Origin of the sequence: Undibacterium sp. Tian12W (assembly GCF_049339405.1) — a bacterium.
Taxonomy (GTDB): Bacteria; Pseudomonadota; Gammaproteobacteria; order Burkholderiales; family Burkholderiaceae_D; genus Undibacterium.
This window is the reverse complement of record NZ_JBMPPK010000017.1, coordinates 150,053-164,900: the sequence shown is the minus strand read 5'-3', so window position 1 is coordinate 164,900 and position 14,848 is coordinate 150,053. Positions and strand designations below refer to the sequence as shown.

The following is a 14,848-nucleotide window of genomic DNA, read 5'->3' as shown; positions in this document are numbered from 1 at the left end:
ATAGCTAATCGGTACCACCCCTTCCCATCCCGAACAGGACCGTGAAACGATTACGCGCCAATGATAGTGCTGCAACCAGTGTGAAAGTAGGTTATCGTCAGGCTTTTATTCCGCATACCCCCACTCAAGCAATTGAGTGGGGGTTTTGCTTTTAAGTGAGAATAGTCGATTTTGTAAGTGGTTTCGCAGAAATTAGCGAAATAACAGATGAAAAGACTAGACAAGAAGCATGATTGTGAAGTATAATTTTGCTTCTGTTGATGTGGTGACACACATCAAGTTTATCTGACTAGGCAAGAATATGGGTGCTTAGCTCAGTTGGTAGAGCGGCGCCCTTACAAGGCGTAGGTCGGGAGTTCGAGCCTCTCAGCACCCACCACAGATAAACAGAAAGAACGGTTAAGTAGTTTCGGAGTGGTAGTTCAGTTGGTTAGAATACCGGCCTGTCACGCCGGGGGTCGCGGGTTCGAGCCCCGTCCGCTCCGCCAGTTTCAAGAAAAAAGACAAGCGATGCTTGTCTTTTTTTTCGTCTGCATTTTCCTCCAGTCCAGGCAAGGATCTACCTTGATCCACGAACGCCGCTGCAAGCGCCTGCACGGTAGCCTCCTGCCTCAGTAGAGCGCCGGTTTTAGTTTTTATGTTGAATATCGGCATACCAATGCAAGGGCTTGAACTACTCCAATACTTCATCAACAGTAATGGGGATGCTAGTAGCCAGCCGTCAGGTTATGAAAGAATTAGCCGAAACTTCGTCGCTCCAGCGCAGGCTGGAGCCTGGAGTCCTTGGTTAATGCGCCGTGTGGCGTGACTAAGAGACCGATTGAGCGATGGTAAAACGGTGCGCACGGCGCACCCTACTACAGCGAGGAAGCGCTGCGATCTAGAAATAAAATAAGTAACCCAAACAACATAGTAAAAGCAGAGAGCACGTGTCGTTCTATTTCCGTTTATTTGAGTAACGAAGTCTGCTTGCAAGCAGTTTTTCCTGCCCCCGTACCTCTGTATTGATAGGTCTTCGGCCTATAGTAAATGCTGCGCACAAAACAAAACCCCCGCCCAATTACTTGAGCAGGGGTTTCCGGGACAAAAGGCGTCAGATCATCAAGCAGCCTGAGCGCTATCCATCTCACCATCTAAAGCAAACACCACATCGCTGAGCAAACTGGCCAGCTCGGCAGTCATCAGTACAAAGTCTGCATCAAAGCGTTCTTCTTCATTACTACCCTTGTCCTTGCTTTCATCAAGCACATCCAGCGGTTTGATGCGCTTGATCGTCAATGTGTCGGTCAGGACAAAGCTGACTTTGTCATCCCAGGTCAGGGCCAGCTTGGTGCATTGTTTGCCAGCGGTAATATGCTTCTGGATATCGTCCGGTTCCAGCGTGTAGCGTACGTAGCGCACGGTGGCTTTGTCTTCGGTGGAAGACTTGAGTTCGGTATCCTGGTCTATGGTGAAGCCCTTCGGCGCTTCATTGCCAGCCAGCCAGCCTGTCATGGCTGCTTGTGGTGAAGTCTTGGTACGCAAGCCTTCGAGTGGCAGCTTGTCGCAGCATTTCAGCAAAAGCTTGATGACTTCATCAGCCTTGGATGGGCTGGATGCATCGATAACCAGCCAGCGGTTCACCGGGTCTATCCACACATTGGTATTGCGCTTGACGCCAAAGGCGCGTGGCAACAATTCTTCAGTGATGCGTTCTTTCAGGTCTTTCATGGCTTTGCGGCCAGGTGCGAAACCTTGTTCTTCTTCTATTTCCAGCGCGCGTGCCTTGGTGACCTGGTTGATGACGCTGGAGGGCAGCAATTTCTTTTCTGTTGCCAGCGAAATCAGGAATTGTTGATTGACGCTATGTACCAGTTGGTCATTATTGCGTGGCGGTGCCCAGCCCTGGCTTTGCATCTCATTCGAAGCACATTGTGAAAACGCAATGCGTGACAATTGGGCATGCAACTCCTCGGCAGTGATCTTCCAGGGAGTTGTCAGACGAAAAACTTGCAGATTCTTGAACCACATAGCGTATCCAGACGAAGAAAACCTAGCATTCTACACGTCTGCGCTGGGCCACTCACGACCAAAAACACCTCTTTCGCGGCAAGAACTAACGCTTCGTCGCTTTCTGGCATACATAGCAGTTCAGCTTTGCAATACTTCTTACATCGCAGCAAAACAAACCAGCGAAATAACGCTAAACCCCACTAAACAGTATTCAAGGAGATCATCATGTTGAACCAAATCATCAGCGGCACACCAATGTATGTATGGGCAATTCTGGGCTTTCTGGCATTTCGCGGCATCAAAGCAAGTGTTGATCGCGAACTGACAGTCAGGGCAGTGATCATCATTCCTCTGGTCATGCTGGCCTTGTCGGTGCAAGGCATATTGTCCGGTTTCGGTGCTGATCCTCTGGTACTGGCAGCGTGGCTGGCAACGATGACAGCCGGTGCGGCAGTGTCCTGGAATATGGTCAGCGACAAGAACGTGCGTATCCTGGCTGACAAAGGCACCGTGTTTTACCGTGGTAGCTGGGGCCCGCTGGTCATGATGATGTCCATTTTTGTCATGAAGTATGTTGTCAATGTGGCTTTGCACGTAAATCCTTCCCTGCATAGCAACATGTTGTTCGCTGTTATCAGCACTGCATTGTTCGGCCTGTTCAACGGTTTGTTCCTTGGCAAAATGCTGCGCGTCCTGATCATGTACAAACAAGCAATGTCTTCCAGCGCAGTATTTACCCGCTCTGCTACGGTTTAAAACGCAATCGGCTAGCAAAAGCAGGAGGATGAGTAGTAATTCGTAACAAGAAGATGCAAGATTCGCTTGCGGCATCTCAGACAGGGGCAGGGTGAGACAGTATAATGTCCCCTGTCCTTATTTTATTTATTGTCAAAATACAATAAAAATTGCGTGCCATGCTAGCTGAACAAAAACAAGAATTACTGAAACTATTCCAGAATGCGGTTGAACCTATCTTGGCCGGTTCCGAGCTCAAGCCCACGATAGCACTGGAGCGCCCGCGTGATCCTTCCCATGGTGATGCAGCTTGCAATATCGCCATGCAGATCGCCAAACCGTTGCGCAAGAATCCACGCGAACTGGCACAGGCCATCGTTGCAGCAGTAGAAGCACAAGACAGTCCGCTGGTTGCCAGTGTGGAAATCGCTGGTCCTGGCTTTATCAATATCCGTCTTGCTGCTGCGGCCAAGCAGGCAGTGGTCACGACAGTATTGCAAAAAGGCGCAGAATTTGGCAAAAGCCAGCGTGGTGCTGGTGAAAAAGTGGTGGTCGAATTTGTTTCTGCCAACCCTACTGGCCCTCTGCACGTAGGCCATGGCCGCCAGGGCGCATTGGGTGATGCCCTGTCTGCCTTGCTGGATGCGCAGGGTTATGATGTCAGCCGCGAGTTTTACTATAACGACGCCGGTGTACAGATTAATAATCTGGCTTTGTCAGTACAGGCGCGCGCCAAAGGCTTTGCTCCTGGTGAGGCTGGCTGGCCAGAGTCTGCCTATAACGGCGACTATATCGCCGATATCGCACAAGACTTTTTGGCGAAAAAGACAGTCTCTGCGGGCGATTGCGCACCTGTCACAGCCAGTGGTGATGTCGATGATATTGAATCCATAAGGCATTTCAGCGTGACCTATCTGCGCCGTGAGCAGGACGCAGATTTACTAGCCTTTGGCGTCAGGTTTGATAATTACTATCTTGAAACTTCGCTGTACAAAGACAACAAGGTCGAGACCACAGTTGCCGCCCTGAAGGCCGCTGGCAAAACCTATGAGCAGGAAGGCGCGCTGTGGCTGCGTACGACCGACTATGGTGATGACAAAGACCGCGTCATGAAAAAGTCAGATGGTACTTACACCTATTTCGTGCCGGACGTCGCTTATCACGTCACCAAATGGGAACGTGGTTACCGCAAGGCCATCAATATCCAGGGCAGTGACCATCATGGCACGATAGCCCGGGTACGTGGCGGCCTGCAGGCTTTGAATGTAGGCATACCGCAAGGCTATCCTGACTACATACTGCATAAGATGGTGACCGTCATGAAGGATGGTGCCGAGGTCAAGATATCCAAGCGTGCCGGTTCTTATGTGACCGTGCGCGATCTGATTGAATGGTCCGGTGGTGGCGACGAGCAGCGTGGCCGTGATGCCGTGCGCTTTTTCCTGATTTCGCGCAAGGCGGATACAGAATTTGTGTTCGATGTCGATGTCGCTCTGGCACGCTCTGAACAAAACCCGGTATTTTATGTGCAATATGCCCATGCACGGATTTGTCGCATGCTGGAACAATTCTCCACTGACGAAACAGCCTATGGAGCGTTCACTTCCGTTGATTTGTCGCCGCTGACAGCACCAAGTGAAGCCAGTTTGCTGACGAAGTTGGCAGAATACCCAGAGGTTCTTGAAAAAGCACTCGACGAACTGGGGCCGCATCAGGTGGCGTTTTACTTGCGCGAACTGGCTGGTGAATTGCACAGTTATTATTTCGCCGAAAAAGTCCTGGTTGAAGATGAAGCCATCAAGCTGGCCAGACTGGCACTGGTACTGGCAACCCGTCAGGTCTTGCGCAATGGTCTGGCACTGATCGGTGTTTCAGCACCAACACAAATGTAAATTTATTGCCTCATCAAGCTAACAAAACACGTCGGAGACGCATGAAATCTCAACAGAACGCCCCAAAACAAAAGAATAGCCAGCGCGGCAGTACCCTGACTGGCATCATCATCGGCCTGGTAATCGGTCTGGCTATTGCAGTGGGCGTGGCCATGGTGATTACCAAGTCATCGACGCCATTCACCAATAAAAATGGTAAATCGGACAAGGCGGATATTCCCCTGACGCAGTTGCAGGACCCTAACAAGCCTCTGTATGGCAACAAGGATGCTGCCAAAGAAGCCAATAAGGAACTGACTGCCAGCAAACCGGCAGAAACAGTAGCGCCGCCAGTTAAACCCGTAGAAGTCAAACCGCCAGAAAAAACGGCAGCAGAAAAAGCCGCCGAAAAAGCAGAGAGGGCAGAAGCTGCCGCTGCAGCCAAGGCCGACAATGCTGACGAAAAATATATTTACTTTTTGCAGGTTGGTGCGTTTAAGGAACAGGTGGCAGCAGAAAACAGCCGCGCCAAACTCGCACTGATCGGTTTTGAAGCTCGTATTGTGGAAAAAAACTCAGACGCCGGCACCATGTACCATGTCCGTCTTGGCCCGTATGCGCAACTCGAAACAATGAACCGTACCCGTGCCCGCTTGTCAGAGAATAGTGTGGATGTTGCCGTGGTCCGCACAGTCAAGTAACAGACCGGTAAGTAATCAACGTGCAATGAGCGTGCAATAAGCGTACAAAAAGCGATTAATAAAGGAAACGTGATGCAATTCTTCAGTCAAATCAAACGCCGCGTGGTCATGCTGGCTGGCCTGTCTCTCGTGGTTGGTGCCGTCAATGCCAGCCCGACTGCTCCTCAGCCTGGTGTCGAATATCAGGTCTTGAAACGTCCCCAGCCTGTTGATAGTGGCAAGAAAATTGAAGTCATTGAATTCTTTGGCTATTTTTGTCCGCATTGCTATGCGCTGGAACCTTTGCTGGCAGAATGGGTCAAAAAGCAGGGCGACAATATCTCCTTCAAGCGCATCCACGTGAATTTCCATGATCTGGTGCCACAGCAAAAACTCTACTTCACCATGGAAGCCATGGGTAAGGCCGATGAATACCACATGAAGGCTTTCAACGCTTTCCATGTTGACCACAACCGCTTGCAAACGGATGCCAACATCATGGAATTCGTTGCCAAGTCCGGTCTGGACAAGCAAAAATTCTCTGATATCTACAATTCTTTCTCTATCACCAGCAAGCTCAGCCGCGCCACTCAACTGGCAAATGCTTACCAGATTGACGGTGTACCTTCGATTGCCATTGATGGCCGCTTTGTGACTTCACCAGTGCTGGCAGTTTCGACCATGACAAGGGTGACAGAAGACATACAGAACCACGCAGTTATACAGGTGCTTGATAGTCTGATCGCCAAGATACAAAAAGAGAAGAGTGGTACATCAGCAGCGGCACCTGCTGCGGCCTCAGCCAGTTCAGCGGCGTCGGCAGCAGCATCAACGGCAAGCAAAGCTGCAGCCAAAAAGAAATAAGTAGCAATAGCGTTATAGATAGTCCGCCATCCCGGCGGACTTTTTCATTGGATATCATGAAAACAGTCTTCATCACTGGTGCATCTTCTGGCATAGGTGCCGCGCTTGCCAGAGCGTATGCCGAGCAAGGCGTTACCCTGGGCTTGCTGGCACGCCGCCAGGAAGTGCTGGAAGAACTGCGGCAGAGCCTGCCCAATCCCGGCCAGCATCATATCTATGCCGTGGATGTCACGGATCATGCTGCACTGACACAGGCTGCCAATGATTTCATGCAAGCCGTTGGGCAAGTTAATATCGTCATCGCCAATGCCGGCATTTCAGTTGGCACGCTCAGCGAATATGCTGGTGACATCAAGGTGTTTGACAGCGTACTGCAAACCAATCTGATGGCAACGGTGGCGACTTTTTCACCTTTCATCAATGCCATGAAAACTTATGCGCACAATATTGATTGTCGCCTGGTTGGCATAGGCAGCGTTGCGGGTATACGTGGCTTGCCAGGTGCAGGTGCTTACTGTGCATCCAAGGCGGCGGTCATCAGTTATTGCGAATCGCTGCGGGTAGAATTGCGCGACAGCGGCATACGCGTCGTGACGATTGCGCCGGGCTATATCGATACGCCCATGACCAAGGGCAACCCTTACCCCATGCCTTTCCTGATGCCGGTCAAGGCCTTTTGCGCCTCTGCCCTGGGGACCATTGATGCCGGTAATACTTACCGCGTGATCCCCTGGCAAATGGGTGTGGTCGCCAAGATAATGCGCATCTTGCCGAACTGGCTGTACGACGCAGTGTTTGCCAGGGCACGCCGCAAACCGCGTGCCGACCAGATATGAGCATGTTGACTGATGCGCTAGGTACCGTGCATCAGCCTTACCTGGTCAATGCCGGGGCTGTGGCTGAGCCGCGCATCGTCAGCCTGGTGCCTTCCATCACTGAACTGGTTTGCGAGCTGGGGCTGTCGTCTTATCTGGTTGGCCGCACCGGTTTTTGCATACACCCCAAGTCTGTAGTGCAAACTATCCCCAAGATAGGTGGAACCAAGGATGTGAATATAGAAAAAATCCGCAAGCTGGCACCTACCCACCTCATCGTCAATATTGATGAAAATGAAAAACCAACAGTAGAAGCGCTGGCAAAATTCATTCCCCATGTCATCGTCACCCACCCACTGGTGCCACGCGACAATCTGGCCTTGTATCAATTGCTGGGCGGCATATTTGGTGCGCAGCAAAGGGCGCAGGAGTTGTGCAGCCAGTTTGAAGCCGCCTATGCTGCCCTGGACCCTGCTCCGGCCAGCTCTCAGCAAGTCATCTACTGTATCTGGCAAGACCCGTGGATGACAGTCAGCCGCGACACCTACATCGCCGCCATGCTGGGACTGATAGGCTGGCAAACCTGGTCGCCACCCAACAGCATCTTGCGTTACCCAGGTTTTCAGTGGGCTAGTGCAATGCAGCATCCCATCGACAGGGTTTTGCTTTCTACCGAACCCTATCGCTTTACTGAAAGCCATGTCGATGCGCTGGAGAAGCAGTTGGGCCTGCAAGTACAACTGGTCGATGGTGAAATGCTGTCATGGTATGGCAGCAGGGCAATTGCAGGTTTGCAATACCTGAAGCAATTGTCTGCGCAATAAGGTTATGCAATTCTGCGTATCAGCCCCAAATTCGAAATACGTCTATACAATTTACACAAAAATGCCACACTGCATAGCACAATAATTGACACTCTAATATGTCGACAACCATACTTCTGGGCATACCAGTTAAGGTTTTCTATATATTCTTGGAGAAGTTTGTTATGAGTAAGATGCGCAAAGCGATTTTACTTGCCCTGTATGGTGCAAGTGCAGCAACTGTTTTCACTCCCGCCATGGTGAGTGCGCAAACTGCTCCCGCAGCAGAAAAAGCTCCCGAAGCACCGATACAAACCATGACCATCGTTGGTTCGCGCCGTGCCAATACCAGCGCTACCAATACGCCACTGCCTGTCGATTTTATTTCGGTATCCAAAGCTGCAGAGCAGGGTGGTCAGTTTGATCTGGCACAGACCTTGGCCAATATCTCACCTTCTTTCAATTCCACCCGCCAGACCGGTGCTGATGGTGCCGATCTGGTGGATTCTGCGGCCCTGCGTGGTCTGGGTTCAGACCAGACCCTGGTGCTGGTGAATGGCAAGCGTCGCCACACGGTATCGCTGGTGAACCTGTTTGGCGCGCGCAACCGTGGTAATACCGGTACTGACCTGAATGCGATTCCCGTCATGGCCATCAGCAATGTGCAAGTCTTGCGCGATGGTGCAGCCGCCCAGTATGGCTCGGACGCGATTGCCGGTGTCATGGACATCACTCTCAAGAAAAATCTTGGTTGCGAAGCCAGTTTTGGTTATAGCCAGTACTCTGTCGGCGATGGTAAAAATTATCTGCCATCCGCCTATTGCGGTATTGCCCTTGGTGAAAAAGGCGTACTGGGTATCACGGTGGAATACACCGACCGTGGTCGCTCGAATCGTGCCGACCCAGGCAACCCACGTACTATTGGCGACACCAAGGTCACAGGTCCTACGGTTTATTTGAATGGTGAAGTACCCAACGGCGGCAATGACAAACTGTATTTCACCCTGGGTACACAACAACGCAAGGCATCTTCTGCCGCGTTTGCCCGCGGTGGTATAGGTTCTGATGACATCCCTTCGCGCAATTCTGCTGCCATGTATCCGAATGGTTTCGTGCCTTATATCAATGGCGACATCAATGATATCTACGGCACCGTAGGTTATAAATGGGATATCGGCGAATGGCGTGCCGACCTGTCACAGACTTATGGTTTCAATGAACTCAAGTACAACGTCAGCAATACTATCAATGCCTCGATTGCCAACAAGGACTTGTTGGCCGGTGGCAAGGGTATCAGCCCCAGCCGTTTTGATGCCGGTGGTTTTTCTTTCTCTCAAGCGACCACCAATCTGGACTTCAGCCGCTTCTTTGATGGTTTCATGAATGGTGTCAACGTTGCCTTCGGTGCTGAATACCGCCGTGAAAACTACAAGATCACTCCCGGTGAGCCAGGTTCATACAATGACGTCGATGGCCTGGGTTTTGGTGGTAATGCCGGTAGCCAGGGTTTCCCCGGCTTCCAGCCTGGTGACCGTACTGACAAAAACAGGAACAGTGTCGCTGCCTATGTCGATGTAGAAACCGATGTCACCAAACTCTTCAAGCTGCAGACAGCGGTCCGTGGTGAGCGTTATAGCGACTTTGGTTCTACCCTGACCGGCAAACTGGCAGGCAGCTACAAGGTGTCTGATGATGTCCTGATGCGCGGCTCTATCAGCACAGGTTTCCGTGCACCATCGCTGCAACAAGTGTATTTCTCATCCACCTTCACTGACTTCATCAGCGGCAAGCCTATGGACGTCGTGCTGGCACCAAATGGCGGCACAGTGGCGAATGCTGCAGGCATACCTAAACTGAAAGATGAAACGTCGAAAAACTACACATTCGGCCTGACTTTCAAACCGAATAGTGCATTTGCCATGACAGCCGATTTGTACCGCATAGACATCGCTGACCGCATCGTCTTGTCCGGTCGTTTTGATGCTGACAATTACCCTGCTCTGGGTACTACTCTGCAAGCGCTGGGTGTGGGTCAGGCACAGTTTTTTGTGAATTCCATCAATACCAAGACCCAGGGTCTGGATTTGACGGCTTCCCATAAAACCAATCTGGGTGCAGGTAAATTATCGACTTATCTGGGTTTGAATTACAGCAAGACTGAAGTCACCAAGGTGCAGGCCCCGGCATCCCTGAAAGGCTATGAAGATGTCTTGCTGTCTGAACGTGAGCGCCTGTTCATAGAGCAAGGCGGCCCAAGAATGAAAGCCACTCTGGCCTTCAATTATGAGCAGGGTCCATGGGCAGGCGAGTTCAAGGTCATCCATTACGGCTCACAAACCCTGGGTACTTTCTCGGGCACAGCCGCTGGTGTACCAAATGCCTATTACGAACCTAAAACCTCGGCAGACGTGGCGCTGACTTATGCCTTCAATGACACCACCAAGCTGACCATAGGTGGCAATAATGTATTCAACGTCAAACCGACTCGTCAGGACCCGAATGAAACCGATAATGGTTTCTACTATGACAGCGTACAGTTTGGTCTTGGTGGTGCTTCTTACTTCCTGAAACTCTGGAAGAAGTTCTGATCCAGATCCCAGCCTGGGTGTAATCTTGCCCATCAAAAAAAACCGGCCTGCATGCAAATGCTAGGCCGGTTTTTTTATAAGGAATTGATGCCTCAGGTTTTGTTGGTCAAAGTCACTCCAGCAATGACCAGCAAGCCACCGACTATCATCGAAGGCAAGATAGGTTCACCCAGTATCAGCGCACCGAGACTGATACCAAATACCGGCACCAGATTATTGAACACCGCCGTGCGTGCAGGCCCTATGCTTTTCACGCCTTCGTAGTACCAGACAAAACCGATGACCGTGCCAAAAGCACCCAGATACACCAGTGACGCCAGCACTTGCCAGCTCAGGCGGGCTGGCTCAAAACGCGGCAATTCCAGTACTGCGCCCAGGCCCAGCAAGAGCAAGCCCCAGAGTGAAGCATAAGTGGTGGCAGCAATCGGTGACAGGCCTTTCAAAGCGTGCCTGCCTATGATGGTATATGCCGCCCAGCCACAAATCGCCACCAGCATGAACAGCTCGCCCTTGCCCAGCGATTGCGATAAATCATGCATGGCACTCATCAAATCACCCCGCGTAATCACCACTGCCGCACCGGCAAAGGCGACCATGATGCCCAGCCAGCGTATCTTGCTGAGCCTCTCTCCAAATATCAGCGCCAGTGCCAGCGCAGTGACGATGGGGTTTAATGCAACAAACAGGGCAGTGCGCCCGGCGGGCATATTTTCCAGTGCGGCAAAAAAGCACAGGTTATACAAGAAGATGCCGGTCGCGCCGAGTGCAAAAGTCGCATGCATTTGCTGTTTGCTGAGTTTGGGCAAGCCACCTTCGAGACGCCAAGCCAGCAATAGCAATAAGGCGCAGGCAACCGCAAAACGGATAAAGGCCGCAATCATGTGCGGTATCTCTTTGGCGACCAGGCGACCGGCAATGAAAGTGCCACCCCAGAACAGGGCGACACAGACAAGTTTCAGATAAGTGGAGACAGGGGCTTTGTTCACGATAATCCAGGCAATGCAAAAGCCTGTTAGCCTACACCAAAATCATGTCACAGGTTTTCACTTGTGCATGCTGCGCAAGCCTTGCTGGTAGATCACTTCGGCTATCTGTATCGCATTCAGGGCGGCACCCTTGCGCAGATTGTCGCCACTGACGAACATTGCCAGGCCATGCGCTACCGTGGGGTCAGGGCGCACCCGGCCAACGAATACAGGGTCACGGCCAGTCGCCATCAGGGGATTGGGCACTTCAGTAACGACGACACCGGCAGCATTGTTAAGTAGCTCAAGCGCGGTATCTGCAGAAATACTCTGCTCAAATTCAGCATTGATGGACAGTGAATGTCCTGTAAAGACTGGCACACGCACACAGGTGCAGGAGACGCTCAAATCCGGGATGCCAAGTATCTTGCGACTTTCATTACGCAGCTTGATCTCTTCTTCGGTATAACCATCTTCAACAACTTGATAATTGTAAGGCACGACATTGTAGGCAATCGGCACCTGCCATTTCTTCGGTGCGGGAAAGTCTATGCCTTCACCATCATTGACCAGCCTGGTGCAGTCTTCTCCGGCTTTTTGCATCTGGCTTGCCAGCTCTTCGACACCCGCAACACCACCTCCCGACACTGCCTGATAAGTGCTGACCACCAGACGCCGTAGCACAGCTTTATCATGCAGGGGTTTCAACACCGGCATGGCTGCCATGGTCGTACAGTTGGGGTTTGCGATGATGCCCTTGGGGATATTTGCCAGGTCATAAGGATTGACTTCGGCCACCACCAGCGGCACGGCAGGGTCCATGCGCCATGCCGAGGAATTGTCGATAACCAGCGCACCCGCAGCCGCAACCACCGGTGCCAGGCGCAATGAAGTGTCTCCACCTGCCGAGAAAAACACCAGGTCCAGACCAGAATAATCAGCCGTTGCCGCATCTTCAACGGCGATCTGGCTGCCTTTCCAGTTGAGTGATTTTCCGGCAGAACGTGCAGACGCAAACAGGCGCAATGAGCTGGCCGGGAAGTTGCGTTCTTCCAGCAGCTTGAGCATGAATTCACCGACCAGGCCGGTTGCGCCAACGACACCTACATGCATGCCATGGGGGTAATGTTCGAGCGACAAGGCAGAGCGTGCCGGTCGCGGTGGACTAGCTACTGAAGCCTGATGATCCTGACGGTCTTGATGATGAGAATGTGACACCATGTAAATCTCCTTAAAGTGGCCAGGAGACAGGTATCAAGCTATATGCACCCGCCTCGTAGGCGGGTTGCGAAAAAATGAAAAAGCGCTAACCCACCATTGCGATAATGGTGGTCTTAATGCTCAGCGTGGATGCAAAGTGGCTTTTCATAAATTGATGGTAACAGACTTGATAGCAGTGATCAAGCCGCCGGTTTTGTCAGCTCAAGCCTAAATAATTTCCAGCAGCAGGACACCGCGTGCAGGCACTTTGATTTTCTGCGCCAGTTCAAATTCCTGCCCAGTGATCACATCTTTAGCCTTGGCGTTTGCAGGTAAAATCTCAGCAAAGCGCGCCGTTGCCAGTTCAGTATCTGCCGTATTCTTGTTCATCACCACCATGACTTTGTGCTTCTGGTCATAGCGAAAATACACATAGACGCCATCCTGAGGCGCGAAGTGCATGAGTTTGCCGCTGTGGATGGTGCTCTGCGTCTTACGCCAGTTCAGCAGCTTCTTGATATAGGTCTGTGCTTCCAGTTGTTTTGCATTCAGACCAGCGCCGGTAAAGGCATTCACTGCATCACCCGCCCAGCCACCGGGAAAGTCTTTTCGAAAAGCACCGTCATCCCTGTGTTTGGTGCTGGTCATTAAAATCTCGGTGCCATAATAAAACTGTGGCGTGCGCGGCATGGTGGCGACATAGGTGATCGCCATCTTGAACAAATCCAAGTCTTCATCAAGTGCGCTGTACAGGCGGCTGACATCATGATTGCCCTCAAACAGCACCATCGCTGATGGTTTGGGATAGAGCTGGTCATTGACGAGCGCTTCATACAGGGTGGCAAAACCGGAATGTAGACTCTCTGGCGCGACCAAAGCTTGGCGCAATGTATCGTGCAAGGGATAGTCCATCATGCTGGGCATGTGCGAGATATAGCCATTTGCATTCTTGTGCCCGCGCAGCCAGTGCGCCACCAGGTTGGGGTTATCTGACCATTCTTCGCCGACCAGTGTCAGGCGTGGGTATTCCTGCATGACGCGGCGCGACCACTCTGTTAAAAAGGCAGGATCAGAATAACCATAAGTATCTGCCCGTATGCCCGCCAGCTCGGCATACTCTATCCACCAGATGGTATTTTGTATCTGGTAATTCGCCACCAGCGGGTTGCGCTGGTTCATGTCCGGCATATGCACTTCAAACCAGCCCTGGGTGTAATTCTTTTTATCGATGGCAGACGCATATGGGTCACTGACCGTAGTACGCGCATGGTAGGTCGGTATAAATTCGCTGTTGTAGCTGAGCCAGTCTTTGCCGGGCAAATCCTTCATCCACCAGTGGCCGTCTCCTATGTGATTCAGCACAATATCCTGGATCACACCTATGCCTTTCTTTTTTGCTTCGGCTACCAGCTGGAGATATTCTTCATTGCTGCCCAGGCGGGCATCGACCTTGTAATAATCAGTGGCGGCATAGCCGTGGTAAGAATAAGCTTGCTGATTATTCTCCACGACCGGCGTAGGCCAGAGCATGGTGTAACCCATGCCAGCAATGTAATCCAGGTGGTCACGTATGCCTTTCAGGTCGCCACCATGGCGGCCAGCACTGGCATCATTGCGGTCCAGCTTGTCGGCAAAGCCGGGCAGACTGTCATTGCTGGTGTCGCCATTGGCAAAGCGGTCTGGCATAAGATTCAGGATTGCATCTACTGGGCCAAATCCCTGCCTTTGTGCCGATCCTGGTTCACGTGCCTTGAGTTCATAAGGAATGGCAAATTCTTGAGTACCCTGTTGCATGCGTATCTCGAATTTGCCTGCGCGGGCGGTGGGTGCAATCTGTAAATCCAGAAACAGATAATTGGGATTGCTGAGCTTGTGCATGCCCTTGATCTGCACGCCTGGATAATGGATGCGTGCTGTGTAGGTGGCAATTTGTTTGCCATGCAGCATGACTTGCAGCTTGTTACTCTTCATCCCTACCCACCAAAAACCGGGTTCTACATGTTCCATGACAGGCTGAGCCTGTACAAATACAGGTAGCAAGGCTAGCAAGCTCATGCACAGACGTGCCAAGGCTTTGGTTTTCATGTTGTCTCCTGATGGGTAAGTCTTATTTTTGTGTATTTAAACTACATTTTTCTAGTTATTTTAATTTATTAAGATTAGATAAAACATTTTTATTCATCTTAATTATGTATTTTGATTACATTAATCTTCCTGTGAAAATGTCCAGCTTGCTCCAAAGCCGGAACTGGAACGAGAAACTGCCTCTTTTTTGAGCTTCATCCAGTCACTTTGTTTGATATTTTCTAGCTTATCAAATCAGGCTGAGCAGTCT

At 51.3% G+C, this 14,848-nt stretch carries 11 protein-coding genes, 2 tRNA genes and 1 rRNA gene; 10 read left to right on the top strand and 4 right to left on the bottom strand.

The features are described from left to right. From rrf to ACO0LI_RS21555, 3 genes are all read left to right on the top strand, one after another. A 5S ribosomal RNA gene (gene rrf, locus ACO0LI_RS21565) occupies window positions 1–103 on the top strand; the annotation flags it as partial. 200 nt (window positions 104–303) lie between these two features. Then, window positions 304–379 (top strand) — tRNA-Val (locus ACO0LI_RS21560). Between the two features lie 32 nt (window positions 380–411). After that, window positions 412–488, top strand: a tRNA-Asp gene (locus tag ACO0LI_RS21555). Window positions 489–1,101: 613 nt separating this feature from the next. Here ACO0LI_RS21555 and ACO0LI_RS21550 read toward each other — a convergent pair. Next, window positions 1,102–2,010, bottom strand: a complete 909-nt coding sequence (locus tag ACO0LI_RS21550; protein WP_422952047.1) for a recombination-associated protein RdgC — start codon at window positions 2,008–2,010, stop codon at window positions 1,102–1,104. 207 nt (window positions 2,011–2,217) lie between these two features. Here ACO0LI_RS21550 and ACO0LI_RS21545 point away from each other — a divergent pair, with 207 nt between their 5' ends. The 7 genes from ACO0LI_RS21545 to ACO0LI_RS21515 all read left to right on the top strand — a co-directional run bounded on the left by ACO0LI_RS21545 (window position 2,218) and on the right by ACO0LI_RS21515 (window position 10,348). Beyond that, a complete protein-coding gene (locus tag ACO0LI_RS21545; RefSeq protein ID WP_423035135.1) occupies window positions 2,218–2,748 on the top strand; it encodes a DUF6622 family protein in 531 nt (176 codons plus the stop codon). Between the two features lie 158 nt (window positions 2,749–2,906). Further along, complete coding sequence (gene argS / locus ACO0LI_RS21540) at window positions 2,907–4,619, top strand: arginine--tRNA ligase (RefSeq protein WP_423035133.1); 1,713 nt, start codon at window positions 2,907–2,909, stop codon at window positions 4,617–4,619. Window positions 4,620–4,660: 41 nt separating this feature from the next. Further along, window positions 4,661–5,299, top strand: coding sequence for an SPOR domain-containing protein (locus tag ACO0LI_RS21535; RefSeq protein ID WP_422952044.1), 639 nt, complete (start codon window positions 4,661–4,663; stop codon window positions 5,297–5,299). Between the two features lie 72 nt (window positions 5,300–5,371). Then, entirely contained in the window at window positions 5,372–6,142 is a 771-nt protein-coding gene (locus ACO0LI_RS21530; protein WP_423035131.1) for a thiol:disulfide interchange protein DsbA/DsbL, read from the top strand. A gap of 56 nt (window positions 6,143–6,198) precedes the next feature. Then, window positions 6,199–6,978, top strand: a complete 780-nt coding sequence (locus ACO0LI_RS21525; RefSeq protein WP_423035129.1) for an SDR family oxidoreductase — start codon at window positions 6,199–6,201, stop codon at window positions 6,976–6,978. A gap of 2 nt (window positions 6,979–6,980) precedes the next feature. After that, on the top strand, window positions 6,981–7,781 hold the full coding sequence (locus tag ACO0LI_RS21520) for a helical backbone metal receptor (protein ID WP_423035141.1): 801 nt from the start codon (window positions 6,981–6,983) through the stop codon (window positions 7,779–7,781). A gap of 164 nt (window positions 7,782–7,945) precedes the next feature. Beyond that, entirely contained in the window at window positions 7,946–10,348 is a 2,403-nt protein-coding gene (locus ACO0LI_RS21515; RefSeq protein WP_422952040.1) for a TonB-dependent receptor plug domain-containing protein, read from the top strand. Window positions 10,349–10,440: 92 nt separating this feature from the next. On the opposite strand, the gene ACO0LI_RS21510 is transcribed toward ACO0LI_RS21515, so the two are convergent. The 3 genes from ACO0LI_RS21510 to ACO0LI_RS21500 all read right to left on the bottom strand — a co-directional run bounded on the left by ACO0LI_RS21510 (window position 10,441) and on the right by ACO0LI_RS21500 (window position 14,598). Further along, a complete protein-coding gene (locus tag ACO0LI_RS21510) occupies window positions 10,441–11,334 on the bottom strand; it encodes a DMT family transporter (RefSeq protein ID WP_423035127.1) in 894 nt (297 codons plus the stop codon). A gap of 57 nt (window positions 11,335–11,391) precedes the next feature. Continuing rightward, window positions 11,392–12,534, bottom strand: coding sequence for an aspartate-semialdehyde dehydrogenase (locus tag ACO0LI_RS21505; protein WP_423035125.1), 1,143 nt, complete (start codon window positions 12,532–12,534; stop codon window positions 11,392–11,394). A gap of 207 nt (window positions 12,535–12,741) precedes the next feature. After that, the gene (locus ACO0LI_RS21500) at window positions 12,742–14,598 is read right to left on the bottom strand and encodes a glycoside hydrolase family 13 protein (protein WP_423035123.1); all 1,857 of its coding nucleotides are present in this window, start codon (window positions 14,596–14,598) and stop codon (window positions 12,742–12,744) included. Window positions 14,599–14,848 lie beyond the last annotated feature (250 nt).

Bases quoted from the DNA above. Each gene is read 5' to 3' on its own strand.
- ACO0LI_RS21550 (WP_422952047.1), bottom strand. From the start codon at position 2,010: ATGTGGTTCAAGAATCTGCAAGTTTTTCGTCTGACAACTCCCTGGAAG.
- ACO0LI_RS21545 (WP_423035135.1), top strand. From the start codon at position 2,218: ATGTTGAACCAAATCATCAGCGGCACACCAATGTATGTATGGGCAATT.
- argS (WP_423035133.1), top strand. From the start codon at position 2,907: ATGCTAGCTGAACAAAAACAAGAATTACTGAAACTATTCCAGAATGCG.
- ACO0LI_RS21535 (WP_422952044.1), top strand. From the start codon at position 4,661: ATGAAATCTCAACAGAACGCCCCAAAACAAAAGAATAGCCAGCGCGGC.
- ACO0LI_RS21530 (WP_423035131.1), top strand. From the start codon at position 5,372: ATGCAATTCTTCAGTCAAATCAAACGCCGCGTGGTCATGCTGGCTGGC.
- ACO0LI_RS21525 (WP_423035129.1), top strand. From the start codon at position 6,199: ATGAAAACAGTCTTCATCACTGGTGCATCTTCTGGCATAGGTGCCGCG.
- ACO0LI_RS21520 (WP_423035141.1), top strand. From the start codon at position 6,981: ATGTTGACTGATGCGCTAGGTACCGTGCATCAGCCTTACCTGGTCAAT.
- ACO0LI_RS21515 (WP_422952040.1), top strand. From the start codon at position 7,946: ATGAGTAAGATGCGCAAAGCGATTTTACTTGCCCTGTATGGTGCAAGT.
- ACO0LI_RS21505 (WP_423035125.1), bottom strand. From the start codon at position 12,534: ATGGTGTCACATTCTCATCATCAAGACCGTCAGGATCATCAGGCTTCA.
- ACO0LI_RS21500 (WP_423035123.1), bottom strand. From the start codon at position 14,598: ATGAAAACCAAAGCCTTGGCACGTCTGTGCATGAGCTTGCTAGCCTTG.